Annotated in this window: 12 protein-coding genes, 1 pseudogene and 1 riboswitch; of the genes and pseudogenes, 7 read left to right on the top strand and 6 right to left on the bottom strand. The window is 42.5% G+C overall.

What is annotated here, in order from left to right:
• Nucleotides 1-43: 43 nt before the first annotated feature.
• On the top strand, nt 44-2,902 hold the full coding sequence (locus HMPREF0083_RS11790; RefSeq protein ID WP_040302490.1) for a 2-oxoglutarate dehydrogenase E1 component: 2,859 nt from the start codon (nt 44-46) through the stop codon (nt 2,900-2,902).
• Entirely contained in the window at nt 2,895-4,163 is a 1,269-nt protein-coding gene (gene odhB / locus HMPREF0083_RS11785; protein WP_021621597.1) for a 2-oxoglutarate dehydrogenase complex dihydrolipoyllysine-residue succinyltransferase, read from the top strand. The genes HMPREF0083_RS11790 and odhB overlap by 8 nt, the downstream gene beginning before the upstream one ends.
• Nucleotides 4,164-4,306: 143 nt before the next feature.
• On the opposite strand, the gene HMPREF0083_RS29745 is transcribed toward odhB, so the two are convergent.
• Both HMPREF0083_RS29745 and cidR read right to left on the bottom strand, forming a co-directional pair.
• Complete coding sequence (locus tag HMPREF0083_RS29745; RefSeq protein WP_021621596.1) at nt 4,307-6,016, bottom strand: protein kinase domain-containing protein; 1,710 nt, start codon at nt 6,014-6,016, stop codon at nt 4,307-4,309.
• Between the two features lie 205 nt (nt 6,017-6,221).
• Nucleotides 6,222-7,118, bottom strand: a complete 897-nt coding sequence (gene cidR, locus HMPREF0083_RS11775) for a cidABC operon transcriptional activator CidR (RefSeq protein WP_021621595.1) — start codon at nt 7,116-7,118, stop codon at nt 6,222-6,224.
• Between the two features lie 112 nt (nt 7,119-7,230).
• Between cidR and HMPREF0083_RS11770 the strand changes: the two genes are divergently transcribed.
• Together HMPREF0083_RS11770 and HMPREF0083_RS11765 are read left to right on the top strand one after the other, a co-directional pair.
• Nucleotides 7,231-7,602, top strand: coding sequence for a CidA/LrgA family protein (locus HMPREF0083_RS11770; protein WP_040302488.1), 372 nt, complete (start codon nt 7,231-7,233; stop codon nt 7,600-7,602).
• Nucleotides 7,599-8,279, top strand: coding sequence for a CidB/LrgB family autolysis modulator (locus HMPREF0083_RS11765; protein WP_021621593.1), 681 nt, complete (start codon nt 7,599-7,601; stop codon nt 8,277-8,279). The genes HMPREF0083_RS11770 and HMPREF0083_RS11765 overlap by 4 nt, the downstream gene beginning before the upstream one ends.
• A gap of 209 nt (nt 8,280-8,488) precedes the next feature.
• Here HMPREF0083_RS11765 and HMPREF0083_RS11760 read toward each other — a convergent pair whose 3' ends face one another.
• Together HMPREF0083_RS11760 and HMPREF0083_RS11755 are read right to left on the bottom strand one after the other, a co-directional pair.
• The gene (locus tag HMPREF0083_RS11760) at nt 8,489-9,334 is read right to left on the bottom strand and encodes a transporter substrate-binding domain-containing protein (protein ID WP_021621592.1); all 846 of its coding nucleotides are present in this window, start codon (nt 9,332-9,334) and stop codon (nt 8,489-8,491) included.
• A 110-nt stretch (nt 9,335-9,444) separates the two neighbouring features.
• A complete protein-coding gene (locus HMPREF0083_RS11755; RefSeq protein ID WP_021621591.1) occupies nt 9,445-11,412 on the bottom strand; it encodes a methyl-accepting chemotaxis protein in 1,968 nt (655 codons plus the stop codon).
• Between the two features lie 85 nt (nt 11,413-11,497).
• A riboswitch (cyclic di-GMP riboswitch) is annotated at nt 11,498-11,587 on the bottom strand.
• A gap of 519 nt (nt 11,588-12,106) precedes the next feature.
• Here HMPREF0083_RS11755 and HMPREF0083_RS11750 point away from each other — a divergent pair.
• The 3 genes from HMPREF0083_RS11750 to HMPREF0083_RS11740 all read left to right on the top strand — a co-directional run bounded on the left by HMPREF0083_RS11750 (nt 12,107) and on the right by HMPREF0083_RS11740 (nt 15,905).
• Entirely contained in the window at nt 12,107-13,429 is a 1,323-nt protein-coding gene (locus HMPREF0083_RS11750) for an MFS transporter (RefSeq protein WP_021621590.1), read from the top strand.
• A 150-nt stretch (nt 13,430-13,579) separates the two neighbouring features.
• Nucleotides 13,580-14,428, top strand: a complete 849-nt coding sequence (locus HMPREF0083_RS11745) for a DUF6492 family protein (protein WP_021621589.1) — start codon at nt 13,580-13,582, stop codon at nt 14,426-14,428.
• An 88-nt stretch (nt 14,429-14,516) separates the two neighbouring features.
• Nucleotides 14,517-15,905, top strand: a complete 1,389-nt coding sequence (locus tag HMPREF0083_RS11740) for a sugar phosphate nucleotidyltransferase (protein WP_040302485.1) — start codon at nt 14,517-14,519, stop codon at nt 15,903-15,905.
• 223 nt (nt 15,906-16,128) lie between these two features.
• Here the strand turns inward: HMPREF0083_RS11740 and HMPREF0083_RS11735 are convergent, their stop codons facing one another.
• Both HMPREF0083_RS11735 and HMPREF0083_RS27215 read right to left on the bottom strand, forming a co-directional pair.
• Nucleotides 16,129-16,407: a hypothetical protein gene (locus HMPREF0083_RS11735; protein ID WP_021621587.1), complete on the bottom strand. Its 279-nt coding sequence runs from the start codon at nt 16,405-16,407 to the stop codon at nt 16,129-16,131.
• Nucleotides 16,408-17,049: 642 nt separating this feature from the next.
• Nucleotides 17,050-18,049 (bottom strand): annotated as a pseudogene (locus HMPREF0083_RS27215) (ABC transporter transmembrane domain-containing protein); the annotation flags it as partial.

Raw genomic sequence — 18,049 nt, 5'->3', positions numbered from 1 at the left:
CCTTTCTTCTCTCACTCTTTATCAATGCTGGAGGTGTTACAACTTGGCTCACAATCAAACTGGAAGCAACACACCATGGCAAAAGTTCAATGGTCCAAATCTGGGCTATGTACACCAATTGTATGCACAGTATCTCCAAGATCCGCAAACTATCGCACAAGACATGCGGGAGCTGTTCGATGAATGGGGAGCACCGCCGCTATACGAAGGCACAGAAGCTTACCCGGAAACGGTGCAGCAAGATGTCAATATTACAGAAATGCTAAGAAAGGTTGTTGCCGCAGCCAAGTTAGCGGACGATATTCGTATTAACGGACATCTATATGCAAAAATTAATTCATTTACAAACGAAGAGGCTAATGTACAACCGCTTGCTCCTGCCGCTTATGGTCTTAGTGAAGAAGATTTGCAGGCCATCCCAGCACAAGCCGTCTGGCCTGAGGCACCTGCCCGACTTCAAACGGGCTGGGATGTAATTGCCCATCTTCGCGAAGTGTACATAAGCTCGATGGCCTACCAATTCATGCATGTAAACAATCTCGAGGAGCGGAATTGGCTCAATCGAATGGTAGAAACCGAAGCGATTAAACGAACACTTGACAACGAAGAGCAAATCTCCGTTCTTCGGAAGCTGACAGAGGTCGAGGAATTCGAGCAATTTCTGCACCGTACATTTGTAGGACAAAAGCGATTTTCCATCGAAGGCCTGGAAATGCTCGTCCCCATGGTTGACGAAATGATTCGCCAAAGTGCAAGGGACGGAATTAAACACGTGCTGATTGGCATGGCACACCGTGGACGTCTAAGCGTCCTAGCCCATATTTTGGGTAAGCCGTACGAGAAGATTTTTTCTGAGTTTCACCATTCGCCCAACAAAGATTTGATTCCGTCTGAAGGCTCCACAGGCATGAACTATGGCTGGACAGGAGATGTCAAATATCATCTGGGCGCTGATCGGGAGATGACAGGAGAAGATTCGGCCCGCCTACGGTTAACGCTGGCCCATAACCCGAGCCATCTCGAATTCGTTAACCCTGTTGTAGAGGGCTACACGCGAGCGGCCCAGGAGGACAGGCAAGTAGCTGGTCCGCCTAAACTGGATTTCACCAAAGCATATGCGATTTCCATTCATGGTGACGCAGCTTTTCCCGGTGAAGGAGTCGTTGCGGAAACACTAAATTTAAGCCGGTTAAGGGGATATCGTACAGGCGGCACCATTCACATAATTGCCAACAACCAGATCGGCTTCACCACAGGAAGCGAAGATTCACGATCGACTCGCTATGCAAGCGATCTGGCAAAAGGATACGAAATTCCGATCGTTCACGTTAATGCCGACGATCCAACGGCTTGCCTACAGGCCATCCATCTGGCCTATGAATACCGAAAAATCTTCAAAAAAGATTTTTTGATCGATTTAATCGGTTATCGGCGTTATGGACACAACGAAATGGACGATCCGACTACCACTCAGCCTCTCTTATACGCCAAAGTTGCTGAACATCCGAGAGTTGCGGCACTGTACGCGAATATGTTGCGGCAGAGTGGAATTCTCGATGAGAAGGCCGAAAAAGAAATAAAGCAATTAGTTCAGGACCGACTTAAAAAAGCATATGAAAAAATGAAGAATTTGGAGAAAGAGACGGAAGCGCCTTTCCCTGTGAAGGAAAACAAGGATGAGGCGTATGTGGAGACCCGCGTACCGGCAGCGAAGCTTACTGAAATAAATAAAGAGCTTCTTCACTGGCCGGAAGGGTTCTCCGTCTATCCCAAATTGGAGAAAATCCTGAAACGCAGGGAAGAAGCTCTAGAGAGCAGTATCGACTGGGCACTCGCCGAAACGCTTGCTTTCGCCACAATTCTAACAGACGGTACTCCGATTCGCGTTACCGGCCAGGATACGGAGCGGGGAACATTCGCTCAACGCAATCTTGTTTTACATGATTACAAGACCGGGAAGGGATATATTCCGCTACAGCATCTTTCAGGGGCGCGGGCCTCGTTTGCCGTTTACAACAGTCCTCTGTCAGAGGCAGGAGTCCTCGGCTTCGAATACGGATACGATGTGCTGGCAAAGAAAACCTTGGTGCTATGGGAAGCGCAGTTCGGTGATTTTGCCAACGCAGCGCAGGTTATTATCGATACATTCATCGCATCGGGCAGGGCCAAGTGGGGGCAAAGCTCAAATCTGGTGCTGCTTTTGCCGCACGGCTATGAAGGTCAGGGACCGGAGCATTCCAGTGCCCGTCTTGAACGTTTCCTGCAACTTTCAGCAGAACAAAACTGGACGATCGCCAATCTGACAAGCGCGGCCCAATACTTCCATCTTTTGCGCTGCCAGGCGGCAAGGCTCGGAACGGAGAACGCCCGCCCGTTGGTCCTTATGACGCCGAAGAGCTTGCTACGCAATCCGCGTGCTGCTTCGCGCTTAAAAGAATTCAGTGAAGGTGCTTTTAGACCATTATTGGAACAGCCTGGCCTTGAAGAACATCCCAAAACCGCTGAGCGTCTTATCCTGTGCTCCGGAAAGGTTGCCATCGACCTGGAAACAGAGTGGGAGTCCTTACAGCTTACTGATCAAAGAGTTCATATCGCACGTGTCGAGCAGCTTTATCCATTCCCGGAAAGAGAATTGAGAAAGCTGCTGGAACAATGCAAACAGCTACGGGAAGTCATCTGGGTGCAAGAGGAGCCGAAAAACATGGGGGCCTGGTCGTACATGGAACCACGGCTTAAAGCATTAGTCCAAGTGCCTGTTCGCTACATCGGTCGCCCCTACCGCTCCAGCCCGGCCGAGGGACTGCCGGATGTCCATAAGATAGAACAACAGCGTATCGTAAAACAAGCATTGCTTATTGCAGAACCTAAGACTGTCAAGGCAGGAGGTCATACTCATGAGTGAAGTAAAAGTGCCGGAATTGGCAGAATCAATAACGGAAGCAACCATTGTGAAATGGCTGAAGGCGGAAGGCGATTCGGTTGCCCAGGGTGAAGTACTAGCTGAACTGGAGACCGATAAGGTTAACATGGAGCTTAACGCGGAGCAAGACGGAACACTAACAAAAATCATGCGTGAGCCAGGGGACACGGTTCACGTAGGAGACGTCGTCGCTATGATCGAAGAGGGAGCCGCTCCAACTCAAAAACAAAGCGCTCCACCTAAAGCCGAAGCGGAAGCAGCCGAAAAACAAGCGACTCAACCTAAAGAAGAGAAGGTAGAACCCACTCCGGCTTCCAATGATAATCAGAGAAAAGAAAGCGTAGGCGCCCGGGCAGCCACACCTGCTGCGCGAAAGCTGGCAAGAGCACAAAACGTTGACCTGCATAACGTAAGAAGCCAGGATCCACTCGGCAGGGTTACTGCGGAAGATGTGAAGGCGAACAATGTAGCGCAGCCGGAATCACGAAAAGCGGCCATCAGCACAAAGCCGGCCGCTCCCGCTATATCGACCGACACTGAGAAGCCTGTAGAACGCATCCCTATGTCACGCCGTCGCCAAACCATTGCTGAAAGACTGGTTCATGCCCAGCATAGCGCAGCAATGCTGACAACATTCAACGAGGTGGATATGACTGCTATTCTTGATGTACGCAAGCGTCGTCAGGAAAAATTCGTCGAGCAGCACAACATAAAGCTCGGCTTTATGTCTTTCTTTACGAAGGCAGTCGTAGGTGCCCTGAAAGCTTTTCCTCTACTTAATGCGGAAATTCAAGGCAAAGAAATCCTGCTCAAAAAATATTATGATATCGGAATTGCCGTTGCCACTGAAGGCGGTCTGGTCGTTCCTGTTGTCCGGGATGCGGATCGACTCAGCTTTGCCGAATTGGAAACAAACATTGCTAATCTGGCCAAAAAGGCAAGAGATAACAAGCTAAGCTTATCCGACCTGCAAGGCGGCACATTCTCTATTACCAACGGCGGGATTTTCGGCTCTCTCTTATCCACACCGATTCTGAATGCTCCCCAAGTCGGCATTCTCGGTATGCATAAGATACAATTGCGTCCAATTGCGATCGATAAAGAGCGAACGGAGAACCGACCCATGATGTACATTGCCCTGTCTTATGACCATCGGATTGTGGATGGAAAGGAAGCCGTGAGCTTTTTAACAAAAGTGAAGGAATTACTGGAGGATCCAGAGACCTTGCTGCTGGAAGGTTGATGGCAAAAAGGGGATTTGCAGGAAGTGAATACACTCCCTACAAATTCCCTTTTTTTAATGAATAAGAAGGTATTCTCCCCTACGAGCTTTTCTTATTACCAGTTAAGCTCAGCTCCAGATGCTCCTGCCCGGTCAAAACAAAATTATATATCTTCCAATAAGCCAAGTACGGCTGCCTGGGTTACCGCCTGAACCCGGCGGTTGACCTTCAGCTTGGCATAAATATGCTTGATATGAACATGAACCGTGCCCGTCGCTATGAATAAGCGATCCGCGATCTCCTTATTCGATAGGCCTACTGCCATCAGACGTATCACTTCTATCTCACGGTCCGTCAGAAGATGGGTTGAAGGCGAAAATATATGCCCACCATTTTTCAGCTTCCTTATCCCTTCTAAAGAAAACTGTTGCTTTTTAACATAAACCGCCTGAGAAGCAAGCATATGCAAAACCTCATAGGAATCAAACCCGAATGCACCCCGGATAAGATTGTTCTCCAAATAAAGAATGCACGTCAGTATACCTTGAATATAAATAGGTAATCCAAGGAGCGATTTAGGTCGGCGCCGGACCACATAGGAAGTATTCACAAACTTGCCTTCCTTATACGCATCGTTTACAATAACTAGATCCTTTGTAACGGCAACGCAGCGAACAAGCTCATGGCATACACCATCGTATTCATCAAGGGGAACAGTTTCAAAAATAGCGACTCCCCCTCCCGCTTCGACAGCGGCTTCTACATACAGCGCTTCCCCTATAACCCTGACTAAACATCCCCGCTGGGCCCCTGCATCCTCCAATATAATATTCATTAAAGTGCGCATAAGCTGTTCAGGCTCCTTTTCTTCTGAAAAAGCCTTTGAAGCTTTCATGAGCGCCGCTAAATCAAGCATTCGGGCATAGCCAAAGCTTATCATTGGAACACTCGATTCTGTCTTTGTGACGCTTGTCTGTTCCTTGGTCAGCCGAAGGCGAGAATCCAAACGCGGCATATTATGCTGGAGAGCATTCTTCCCTGATTCATATATTTCCTCTGCTTCCAGCTGATGCAGACATTTTTCCAAATCCTCTATTAGCTGGCCAGGACTCTGATAGCGCTCTTCTGCCGTTTTAGCGAGCAGTTTTAAGATTATACGAGATATGGATTCTGGTATAGGGGGGGATTCCCCTGCCAAAGGCAGCGGCTCTATAGCGAGATGGGCATGAGCCCATTCAAGCGGATCGCTAGCATGAAATGGCATTCTACCGCTTAGCAATTCATAAAAAGTAATACCCAGTGAATACAAATCCGACCTCACATCAATCATACCGTTCATCCGTGCGTTGCGCTCTGGTGACATATAAGGCGGGCTACCCTCTAATAACGGGATGTTGCGCCTTTCGCCTTCTGTACGAACGGCATAGCCAAAGCCAGTGACATATATATGTGTAGAGTTAGGCTCTATTATGATCGTATCAGGTCTAATGTTCATATGTAGAACATGATGCTGGTTCAGCTTATCCAGAACACGTGAAATTCGAATAGCAAGCTGAATAAAATTCCGAGATGAGACACGATGAGAGCGGAAATAATGCCGTAATGTTACTCCTTTAATTGATTGCAAAATAATAACCAGTGAATTCCCCTGTCTTAAAAGCACCAGCGGTTTTACGATTTCCGGAATATCCAGAACACCAGCTATCTCAAATTCATGCATTAATTTAGCGTTTTCAATAATCGTTCTCGGGCCTTCTTTTACCATTTTCACTATTACATTGCATGCGGTTTGCGTACATGTAGCATAAGCAACGACAATATGCTGGTCTTCAAGAATGACCTCGTGGATTTCATACCCAGGTACTGTAAACATAACGCCATCCCCTATGAATCAAAATCTACGAAATGATGGTAGGTATATTATATCAAAAGAACATGCTATAAGCGCTTTTCAATGGACTTGCAAAACAAAGCACAGATTATCAATTACGATAACCTGCGCTTTGTTTTGTGTACTATAATCAAGCTTCCCTAAAGTTATTATATATTTACAAGCATATCATGTAACGGGAATTGTCTCATATCAACCTTTTCTTGAGAAAAAGATCCTGTGTAAAACGAATCCACTCTCTAGCGGCAAATGAAAGGTAGCGGTCTTTACGCCAAATCATGACAAGATGCCATGGAATGACCGGATCGATAAGCGGCAGTACCCGAATCCGTTCCGTATCAAGCTCCCGGCAAATCGGCTCAGGAAGAAAAGCAACGCCAAGATTGGCTGCCACCATCTCGCTAATAAAATCCCATTGTGAGCTTTCATATATCACATGCGGCTGAAAGCCTGCCTGCACACATTCTGCGATAATCCGATCATGGAGCGCAAAATCTTCGCGGAAAAATACGAACGCTTCCTGCGCCAGCTCGGTTAACGCTACTGCTTCCCTGTTCGCTAGCCGATGGGACGGATGGACAAGCAGCTTCAGCTTCTCCTTAACAAGGGAAAACGAGTGAAAAATCTCCTCGTTCGTCGGCGATAATACAACCCCAATATCTAACACACCATTTTCGACATCTGTACCTACTTTTTTTGCTCCGTCCTCTACAAGCTGAAGCATAATCTCAGGGTATTGTTCATGGAATTTCCCAATTACTTTCGGAAAGAAACTAGAACCAATCATAGGAGGAAGACCTATTCGAATAAATCCTTTTTTTAGTTTGCGCAAATCATCCAGCTCAGACGACAAATTTTGAAATGAGTTCACGATATCCTGTGCCTGAATGAAGATGGCCTGACCTGCATCTGTCAATTCCACCTGTTTACCTGAACGATTGAATAGTACAACCCCCAGTTCTTCTTCGATATTTTTAATCATCTTACTAATGGTTGGCTGCGTGATGTACAAGTCTTGTGCAGCTTTCGTAAAATTTTTATAATGTGCCACCTTCAAGAAATATTGCAAATGCCGTACGTCCATCTTCTATCCCCCCTCACTTGCCATAGATGAAATGAATGGTATGTATTCTATATATGCATTTTACCTATGAGCATAGATATTGTACACTTTTCACTGAAAGGAGCGAACGGAATTGGTAACAATAATGAAAGGGATGGGACAAATCATCCTCTTATGCGTCTTTTCCCTTATTATGAACAAGTTCGTAGAGGTCTTGCACTGGAAAATTCCTGGCAGTATTTTAGGCATCATTGTTATTTTTGTCCTTCTACAAACAAAAATCATTCGGCTGGAATGGATTGAACTAGGCGCGAAGTGGCTGTTGGCGGAACTGTTGTTATTTTTTATCCCATCTGCTGTCGGTATTATAAAATACCAGCATATTCTGGTGGATAATGGTGTGCGTGTTGTTTTTGTCATTACTCTCAGCACAATCATCGTAATGGCCTGTACGGGATTGCTGGCCAATAAAATCGCTGAACGAAAGGAGCAAAAAAGCTCATGATACTCGCACTTTTCAGCCTTATACTCACGATTGGATTGTACTGGGGGGCGAAATGGTGCTATAAAACCAAACCAAAAGTATATTTATCTCCGCTGCTTACTACTCCTTTGCTTATCGTCGCCTTCTTGCTCTGGACTCATATCTCATATGAATCATACAACACAGGTGCACAGTGGTTAAGCAATATGCTTCAACCGGCTACTATCGCATTCGCAGTGCCGCTTTATAAATATTTCAACATACTGAAAAAGCACGCGACCGAAATTCTTGTCAGCGTGCTATCAGGCTCTGTTGTAGCCATTGTTTCATCACTCTTCCTTGCTAGAGGACTGCATTTGAATACACAAATCGTTGACAGCCTGATTCCCCGTTCTGTTACTACACCGATCGCAATGGGTGTATCCGAAACGATCGGCGGGGTACCGGCCATTACAGCCGTGTTCGTCATTATGACCGGTTTGATGGGCGCTGTAATCGGGCCTATCGTCATCCGGTTGCTGCGAATTGAGAACGAGATTGCCCGGGGGGTGCTGCTCGGTACGAGTGCCCACGGAGCCGGGACGTCCAAGGCTTTCGAGTTTAGTTCAATTGCGGGGACAATTTCCAGTCTGTCAATGATTCTCGCAGCACTCATCACATTATGTGTAACACCATGGCTCATGGCGCTTATGCTTTAATTCTCAGGCAATAGCTCGGGAAGGGAAATGAAAAGCCTTGTTTGTGTCCCATTGTGGTAGTCTTTTCCTTCTCTCATCACAATTTTACCATAATTTTACTTTACCGTAACTTAAATCAATAAGCTGGTTCGTCGAAAAAAGGCTCTTATCTATTAAAAAAGGCATCGGGGCTGACTCATAACCTTTGGAGTCAGCCCCGATAATAAGATTTATTTAATCCATTTATTATAAAGCTCGTCAAATTTACCTTGTAACTTCATTTCATCCATCCACAGGTTCAAATAGCTGGCGAAGATAAAATCTCCACGTGGAATCATGTAACCTTTTTCACTCTTAGTAAACGGACTGTCAGTCAAAGCCGCATACAAACGGGAATCCGCTTTTGCATAAATAAGCGCTTCAAGTGTATCGGTTATCATCACGTCATACGTACCATTGGCTACAAGGCCCGGGATATCCAAGTTATTTTGTACAACAGTTACATTTGCATTTTTCAGATGCTCACGAACGAATTTTTCGTTGGTTCCCCCTGGATTGACCCCAATGCGCACCCCTGGCTTATTGATATCTTCAATTGTTTTATATTTATCTTTATCCTCTGCTCGAATTAACGGAGCCTTGCCAAACTGAATGTATCCCTGGCTTAAATATGCTTGCTTCTGTCTATCCGTGTTACGGGTAACGCCTCCAACAGCAATATCGAATTTATTTGCCAGCAAATCGTCCATCAATGTAGACCAGGACGTTTGTACAAAACGCGCTTCGACTCCTAAGCTTTTGGCAAATTCCTTCATCGCATCAATGTCATATCCTTCGTATTGCCCTGTTGTTGGATTCAAATATGTAAAGGGCTTGTAATCCCCAGGAGTACCGATTAGAATATATCCCCTCTCAATAATGGCATCAAGACGAGATTCGTACTTGTTATTTTTCTGGACTTCCTGTTTTACAGTTTGTTCCGTAACTACGTTTGCAGAAGCGGTAGCTGTAAAGCTTGTCCCTAGTAGCGAAACAGCCATTACACCGGCTATCCATAGTTTTTGATATTTTTTCATAATTTTCTCCTCCTATATATACATCTGATTTGATAAATCGACACATGTTTGTGGTGGTCTTTTCCTTATGGATAATCAACAGGTGTGATATTTTTCATTCTCTTATTTTGTTAAAGCTTGAACTTTCCTAGCTTCTGTTGCAGCTCTTCAACAACATCTTTTAACTCCTGAACCGAATTAGAAATAATTTCGATTGCTAAGTTTTGTTCTTCGGTAGCATTGGCCGCATTTTTTGTGTCTTCAGACGCATGTTTGGCAATGTGGTTCATTTCCTCTACAGAAGCACTTACCTCTTGGGAACCTGCTGACATTTGCTCATAAGCGGCCGACACTTCGAGAATATGATCCGCTACATTGCGCGACGCGTTTAGGATATTTGCAAATTTCATGCGTACTTCTTCAATAAGTTCGATGCCAGCCTGTACATCCCGGCTGCTTGAGTTGATCACATTTACAGCATTGAACGTGTCTTGCTGGGTTTCGCTAATTAATTCTGCTATTTTTCCTGCTGACTCTTCGGATTGATTTGCCAGCTTCTTTACTTCCCCGGCTACGACTGCAAAACCTCGGCCGTGTTCACCTGCCCTCGCCGCTTCAATTGAGGCGTTCAGTGCAAGCAGATTAATCTGGGAGGTTAGTCCTGTGATGGTATCCAAAATTGCTTCGATTTCTTTGGAACGGTCATTTAAACGTTCAATAGCAGATGCCGCCTTTGTCGCTCCTTCACCTATGCTATTCATTTGCTTCACGGCTTGCTCGACCACAGTTGTACCTTGCTCTGCTTGCTGGGTCGCCTCTTGAGCCGATTCAGACACCTTAGAAGATGTCTCTGCCACCTTCACTATTCCGCTTGCCATATCGTTCATCGATATAGCTACCTCCTGTGAACTGGCAGCCTGCACCTTTGCACCTTCCGCAATCTGGCGGACAGAGGAATTGATTTGGCGAACATTGTTCATTGCGCTCTCAATACCTGTAGATACTTCACCGGTCACCTTTAGTACCTGGTCCGATGATACTGTGACACCCTGAATTAAATCCTTCAGGTGAGCTACTGTTTTGTTAAAATCGTGGGAAAGCACTGCAATTTCATCTTTTCCATGTACGGTTAATGTATTTGTTAAATCACCCTCGGCAACTCCCTTGACCGCTCGATTCAGTCTTTGGATGGGTCGGACAAGCTGTACTGAAAGCAGATAAACCAAACCGATACTAATTATCAAAGCTAATGCAGAAATCACAATTAGATTTAGAGAGAGCTTCGTAATTGGAGCGTATAGTTCTTTAGTCGGTGCAGTGATGTATACACCCCAGTTTTGTAAAGTAGAAGCATAAGAAGCGATATGTTCCACATTGTCTTTATGATACTGGATTACCCCTTGCTCGCCTTTTTGGATCTTGTTAAAAGCAGTTTGAATCTCCGGAATGTTTGACTTGAGCACCGATTCCTTTAAAATAAGTTCCTTTTGCGGGTGCCAGATATAACTCCCTTTTTTACTAACCAAAAAAGCGTAGCCATGCTCGCTAAATTTCTCTTCAGCAACTGTTTTCTGAATTTCGTTAATCGGGATAGTTGATCCCATATAACCATACTGTAGGTTGTTTCTCATCAACGGTACTATAATAGTAACGATGTTATTGCCTGTTCGCTTTGAAACGACTGGTTCAGATACAACAATCTTCCCTTTCCCTTCTCCAGCCTCCCGAAAATGGGAACGATCAGAAACGTCTGTCTCTTCACCTTTGAAGTTAATAACTTTTTTCCCGCTCAAATCGTAAGAGAAGAAAAATGTTTCAAACTCAGGATTTTGTTTCTGAGCCTGCTGAATCAATTCTAAGTCTTTTTCTTTTTCTCCAGAAATTAGTTTACCTACCGTTTCGATAATCGCGATTTTCTTCTGGAAAAACTGATCGATTTTCAGCGATAGGTTGTCCGCTCCCAGTTCAGCTTCTTTATTCAAGCTAGTTTCCAGAAGCCGTGAAGAACTCCAATAGCTCGCTACAAAAACCGAGGCAAGACTCACAATAAGCAATATGCACATCACATACGTTAGTTTTTTCCTAAGACTGTTAGTCATTACGATAGAATCCTCCCCATTTTAAAAATAAAGAGTTAGCTCAAAAAAAAGAAGCCTGCCATCCGACAGCCTACCTCGCCTTCGGTTTGGCAACCCGGCTATCATAGCTGCAGCATGCAGCCTTAGACCCGTAGCTTTGCGTCCTCGCCTTTCAACGAGTTTGCCTTTTTCTTAATATTAACGATTTTCATGTGCTTAAAGTACTATAGCATACTTTCGAAATGATTGAATAGGACAAATGGATAAAACTTTATTTTTAAAATATTTTAAATATAAGGAAGAAATGTGATTGTAACCCTTCCGTCTTTTCTTACCTCCTACCACAAAAGTTTGTCAATTTATCAAACCAAATGTATATAGATAAGTCGAGAAAATTGAGCGTATTTTCCAAATATAATCAGAATCTAAATTTTATTACTCGAAAAGGCTAAGAGATGTTGCTACATCCCTTAGCCTTTTTCTTATTTACCGGTATGACGAAAATGATTTGACAATAGGCCAAAAGAATGTTACAAATAAAACAAATCTATTACAGTCCTTTAACACAGCCCCGTGAGGTTGAGAAGGAAGCCGGATTAAACGTACGAATCCTTTTTGTAGGGATTATTATGTTTATTTAGCCTTCTTGCCTGCTAAGGTGAGAAGGCTTTTATTATTCTTCCATAGCGACTGTATGTGAATAGTAGGAGGAGTAATGATGAATGTGACAGACGAAGTGCAGTATGTACCAGCAAAAACGAAAGAAGCTGTAGTTGAATCCAGGTCGAAACGGTATAAAACGCTGTTTGGTTCTGTACTTGGCTACGCAGCAGAAGGACTGGATATGCTGTTACTGTCCTTTGTGCTCGTGTACATTTTGCAGGAGTTTCACTTAACGCCTGCACAGGGCGGCAATCTTACACTGGCTACAACAGTCGGCATGCTGGTGGGATCTTATTTATTCGGATTTCTAGCTGATTTATTCGGCCGGATTCGAACTATGGCTGTATCGATTTTATTATTCTCCGTAGCCACTGCACTTATTTATTTCGCAACCGATTATTGGCAATTATTATTTCTTCGATTTTTAGTAGGCATGGGTGTCGGCGGGGAATTTGGAATTGGGATGGCAATTGTAACGGAAACATGGTCAAAAGATATGCGTGCAAAAGCAACCTCTGTTGTAGCATTAGGCTGGCAATTCGGGGTGCTGGTCGCATCGTTATTACCAGCTCTAATCGTTCCATATTTCGGCTGGAGGGCTGTATTCTTATTCGGATTAATTCCGGCACTACTGGCAGTATACGTTCGTAAAAGCTTAAGCGAACCAAAACTGTGGGAAAAGAAGCAGCAATATAAAAAACAATTACAGATGAAGGCCATACAAGGTACTTTAACAGCAGAAGAAGCCACACAACTGGAAGGCATGAAGAAATTTCCTCTGAGCAAATTGTTTACAAATAAACAAATCACTATTACAACAATTGGATTAATTATCATGTCGTTTATTCAAAACTTCGGGTATTATGGGATTTTTACCTGGATGCCTACCATCTTGGCCAATAAGTATGGCTATACATTAGCAAAGGCCAGTGGCTGGATGTTTATTTCCACGATTGGCATGCTGATTGGAATTGCAGTATTTGGTTTCTTGGCTGATAAAATTGGACGCCGAAAAACATTTACCCTGTATTATATAGGCGGTACGGTGTACTGCTTGGTTTATTTCTTCTTACTCAAGGATGCCACCTTATTATTATGGGGAAGCGCATTACTCGGCTTTTTCGCTAATGGCATGATGGGCGGATTCGGAGCTGTATTAGCAGAAAACTATCCGGCAGAAGCCCGTTCAACAGCAGAGAACTTCATCTTCGGTACAGGACGTGGATTGGCTGGATTCGGTCCTGTAATTATTGGGATACTGGCAACTGGCGGAAGCCTTTTTGGAGCGATGTCATTAATTTTTTTAATTTATCCAATCGGTCTTATCACGATGTTGATATGCGTACCGGAAACCAAAGGAAAAGTGCTGGATTAATACGTAAAAAGGGAGTTCCTTTATATGAGGGACTTCCTTTTTGTTATGGACCGGAACTTGGCACATTTTTTTCATTGTCCACCTTAGCACAATTGCTTGACCCTAACTCGACATATCATAGCGTAGATACTTGCAAATGGAGGTGAAAAAATGGTGTCCGCAACAAAGAATCAATTGGTCAGCAGGACCAAAATAGATGTTCTAATCCCTGCTATCGAGAAGGATTTGAGAACTCTCCCTTTTGTAATTGATGGAGTTAAAAAAAATGTAAAGCATCCTATTGGCGAAATTATAATCGTTGCCCCGAATAGCAAAAAAATCAAAAACTTGTGTATGCGAAAAGGATGTAGATTTGTTAATGAAAATTCTGTCCTGCCAATTACAAAAAAAAATATTAATTATCGTACTAACAGGTGGAATAGATCAGGCTGGCTTTTTCAGCAACTTTTAAAATTAAGTGGTGATTCATTATGTTCCCAGAAATTTTACCTGGTAATTGATGCCGATACAGTGCTGATTCGCCCACATGTATTTAGACAGAATCAAAAAACGGTGTTTTATTATAGAAACTGGAGCCATGCTGAGTACTTTAAAACATACAAAAAGCTGTTAGGAAAAAAGAGAGCAGCACGTTCATCTTTTGTTACCCACTATATGCTATTTGAAAAATCAAAAGTGTCGGCGTTAAAAAGAGCAATTGAATCTAAGCATAAAACAAGTTGGTATACAGCTATAATACGAAGCATCGACAAATCGAAGCAAATAACCTTCTCAGAATTTGAAACGTATGGAAATTTCCTCTGCTCAACTTATCCCGGTCAATTCATTCTAAAAAAAGCTTTGAACAAGGCTTTAAGCAGAAACGTTACGAAAATATCAAAATTAAATGTAAAAAAATTATCAAAAAAATATAGGTCCATATCTTTGCATGCACGAAAATGGTATTTCAAAAAAAGTGTATCGATCAAAGGTAGACGGAGCAATACAAAAAAACAATGATAAATAGCAAATACCCTATATCACATATATGTTTCCACTTGTTTGCAAAAAAAGGACAACTTTGACTATAACTTCAGGGGGAATAGCTTTGAAAATTACATTACTATCCGGCGGTTCCGGTAAAAGGCTTTGGCCGCTGTCCAATGAGGTGAGGTCAAAAATATTTCTTAAGCTATTAAGAAAAGAGGATGGCAGTAGGGAATCAATGATACAGAGGGTATGCAGACAATTGGATTCAGTTGGACTGCTTCAATCTACGTATATTGTTACACATAAAAGCCAAATTGAAATTATGAAAAACCACGTTGGCGACAGTATTCCTATAATCAGTGAACCCTATAAAAAAGGAACTTTCACTGCTGCCGCTTTGGCCATAACTTATCTTCATTCAAAGATTCATGTAAAGGCAGATGAAATCGTCTGTGTTATTCCAGTTGATTTGTTCGTCAAGACAGATTTCTTTGAAATATTGAATAAACTACCAGATATCCTCATTCAATCTCAGGCAGATCTTGCCCTTCTCGGAACTACTCCTATGTATCCATCTAATCAGTTCGGTTATATTGTTCCTAAAATGAACAACAGAATAGACTATCACCCCATTGCTACATTCGTTGAGAAACCTGACGAAAGGAAAGCGCGCCGCCTGATAAAAAATAATGCCTTATGGAATTGTGGAGTTTTCGCCTTTCCTATCAAGTTTATGCTTTCTCACTTAAAAAGCAAAAGCTTCCCACTTCTTTATGAAGACATGCTTAATCTGTATGAACATCTACCTGAGTTAGGCTTTGATTATGAAGTCGTAGAAAAAAACCGTCATTCTATTGTAATTCCCTATAATGGTACCTGGAAAGACCTAGGTAGCTGGGATGCATTAGTAGATTATCTTGGAAACAGCGTCATCGGTTTAGGTCAAATTTCAGATGACTCAATAAATACACACGTAGTCAATGAGCTTCCTTATCCCGTTAATGTTATTGATGTACCCAATATTATCGTAGCCGCAAGCCTGGATGGGATTCTTGTTGCAAGCAAAAAAAATTCGAGTAGAATTAAACAAATCATCAATAACGTTCCTAAAAGACCATTATATGAAGAAAAAAGATGGGGAACCTATAGCGTTTTGGATCATTCGAAGATGGAAAACAAAATAGAAACACTAACGAAAAAAATCAAGCTGTTGCCTGGTAAGAATATAAGCTATCAATTACATCATAAAAGAAAAGAAATCTGGGTAATCACTTCTGGTTCTGGAGAGTTTATTTTAGAAGACAAACTCTCCTATGTCACAATTGGCGATGTTCTTCAAATCCCTCTTGGTGCAAAGCATGGGGTAAAAGCCATTACACCACTTGAATTTATCGAAGTACAAATAGGGACTGAACTTGTAGAGGAAGATATCACACGTCTAGCTATGACATGGGAAGAAGCAATCCGATATTGCAAAAATGGAGGGAATTGTGAACAAGGCTCCTAGATACATGGGAGCCTTGTTTAATTTTAAGCGGATTGTCTGGCTGTTCTTGGAGTAGAAGTTTCCGATTTTCTTGTTATAAGGCTAACAGCAAACATGGAAATAAAGTTAATTGGATTCATAGCCATCTTCAGAGTCTCTCTTTCATTATAGCGAATTCAGAAGATCGCGATGCAGCCAAGTAAAAAGATTAGAACAGAAGGAAGCCTTTACTGATACACTACTTTTAGCTTGTGTCCCACTCCCGCTTCTCTATATTAATGCAAAACCTAATGCCCGTTTTCGATGCTGTTCGGCCTAACGCCTGTGATGCCTTGGTGTCGTTCTCCATTCTCACCTTCAACCTCTCTTGATTTTCTCTAATAAAGAGGGTTTTCTTGTTTCTATTTCTGTGAAGGTGAGACTGTTGTTCCTGACCATGCTTATCCGTTTCTTGCGGGTAGATTGACTGAAGCATCCCCTCCCTATAATACATAAAAACTCTCATTTCAAGATTTGTATTCATTGCTTTTTCCTCCCCGTCGTTGATTTGTTAGTCACACTCACAACTAAATTAGCAGGCTTTTACGTGCATCCCACCTTCCTTTCCTGACTTGTAGGACGCCCTTTCAATAGTCGTTTCGCTGACTTTGTACGCTTCCGTAGCTTTTGCATTTGCACGAATAACGAGCTAAGAAAAAACTCTACATTTATCACGAATGTCAAAGCAGCAAAAGTGCTGGACGTCAACTTTTGAAAATGCTTTATAGTTAAAGGCCATACCATTAATATCCTTGCAAGCATAAGTAAAAGTAATTCATTATATCTAATAAGGAGCTTGTTTCGCAGATATTTACTTTTCATTGTAAGTACCATGAATATCACCCTCCTTGTTCCAAACTCTGTAATTTTAGTATAAGGCAAAAGCAAGAAAATTTGCGCAAAAACAGTACGACAATTCACGCAATTTAATCGGTGAATCTTGTTGAATTATGCGATATTTGTAGGATATAACGACGATTATGTTCACACCTTGTCCGCATTCATTCCACATCTCTGCTTTCCCATATCCTAAAATCAAAAAGCTCACACCAGGCCACAAATCTTTTACTGTTGATCCGGTTTTGTAGCTATGATTACAGCTTTGCCGATGTCCCTGCATGTATAATTAAACTGGTTCTCTCATTCTTAATTGCTGTGTTGCAAACTCACGATATAAGGAGTGGGTTTGTATAAGCTCCTCATGTGTACCGCTCCCTGTAATTTTCCCCTTTTCAAAAAACAGAATTTGGTCAGCATCAATAACAGTTGATAAGCGATGGGCAATAACGAGTGTCGTTCTTCCGCTACCGCTGGGACCTACAATGGCTGTAACCTTTCCTGGCTCTACCGAAAAGCTTATATCCTTAAGAACATTTTCTCCATTTTTATAGGAAAAGCTTAAATGGTCCACTGTAATGGATTGATTTACATTTTGAACTTTTTGTTCTGAATCATTATCTTCTTTATCCATTTCTAAAATAGAAATAATTCGTTCAGTTGCCCCTGTTGCTTTCTGAAATTGAGTAAAGAAGAAGGTTAATTGTCCCATAGGCATCACGATCTGAAATAAATACATAATAAACGCAACTAAATCCCCGGCTGTTAAAGCACCTGAAGAGACTCTCATTCCACCGTAACCTAGAATAACTACTAGTAATAACATAATGACTAGACCAATAAGCGGGGCGATCATTGCCTGGATTTTTGCCTCTTTTAACCCATATTGATAATAATTGAGCAATTCTTTTCTTACCATTATTGTATTCAATCATTTCAGCATTCCAAGCTTTAACCAGTCGTACTTCTGATAATACCTGCTGAATTACCGAGGTAAATCGTGCAGTTTCATCCTGCGTTCCTTTTGAGACCTGATGCATTTTTCTTCCAAGTGGAACTAATATCATAAATGAAAGCGGAATTGCAATGAGCATGAGTAAGGTCATTTTCCAATCTAATATAAACAAAACGATAATCGATCCAATAATCGAAATCATACCTGTTAGAAAATTAGCGAGATGATCTGTAATTAATCCTTTTACTATTGCAGTATCATTTGTCATCCTGCTAACCGTTTCACCTGTTTGATGCTCATCATCAAGGGTGTTGATTATCCAATATGATCCAGA

The sequence above is a fragment of the Aneurinibacillus aneurinilyticus ATCC 12856 genome (assembly GCF_000466385.1).
In the GTDB taxonomy this organism is placed as follows: Bacteria; Bacillota; Bacilli; order Aneurinibacillales; family Aneurinibacillaceae; genus Aneurinibacillus; species Aneurinibacillus aneurinilyticus.
The sequence above is the reverse complement of the archived record's forward strand: the minus strand, read 5'-3'. Positions and strand labels throughout refer to the sequence as shown.

Bases quoted from the DNA above. Each gene is read 5' to 3' on its own strand.
- HMPREF0083_RS11750 (WP_021621590.1), top strand. From the start codon at position 12,107: ATGATGAATGTGACAGACGAAGTGCAGTATGTACCAGCAAAAACGAAA.
- odhB (WP_021621597.1), top strand. From the start codon at position 2,895: ATGAGTGAAGTAAAAGTGCCGGAATTGGCAGAATCAATAACGGAAGCA.
- HMPREF0083_RS11735 (WP_021621587.1), bottom strand. From the start codon at position 16,407: ATGAATACAAATCTTGAAATGAGAGTTTTTATGTATTATAGGGAGGGG.
- HMPREF0083_RS11745 (WP_021621589.1), top strand. From the start codon at position 13,580: ATGGTGTCCGCAACAAAGAATCAATTGGTCAGCAGGACCAAAATAGAT.
- HMPREF0083_RS11760 (WP_021621592.1), bottom strand. From the start codon at position 9,334: ATGAAAAAATATCAAAAACTATGGATAGCCGGTGTAATGGCTGTTTCG.
- HMPREF0083_RS11765 (WP_021621593.1), top strand. From the start codon at position 7,599: ATGATACTCGCACTTTTCAGCCTTATACTCACGATTGGATTGTACTGG.
- HMPREF0083_RS29745 (WP_021621596.1), bottom strand. From the start codon at position 6,016: ATGTTTACAGTACCTGGGTATGAAATCCACGAGGTCATTCTTGAAGAC.
- cidR (WP_021621595.1), bottom strand. From the start codon at position 7,118: ATGGACGTACGGCATTTGCAATATTTCTTGAAGGTGGCACATTATAAA.
- HMPREF0083_RS11755 (WP_021621591.1), bottom strand. From the start codon at position 11,412: ATGACTAACAGTCTTAGGAAAAAACTAACGTATGTGATGTGCATATTG.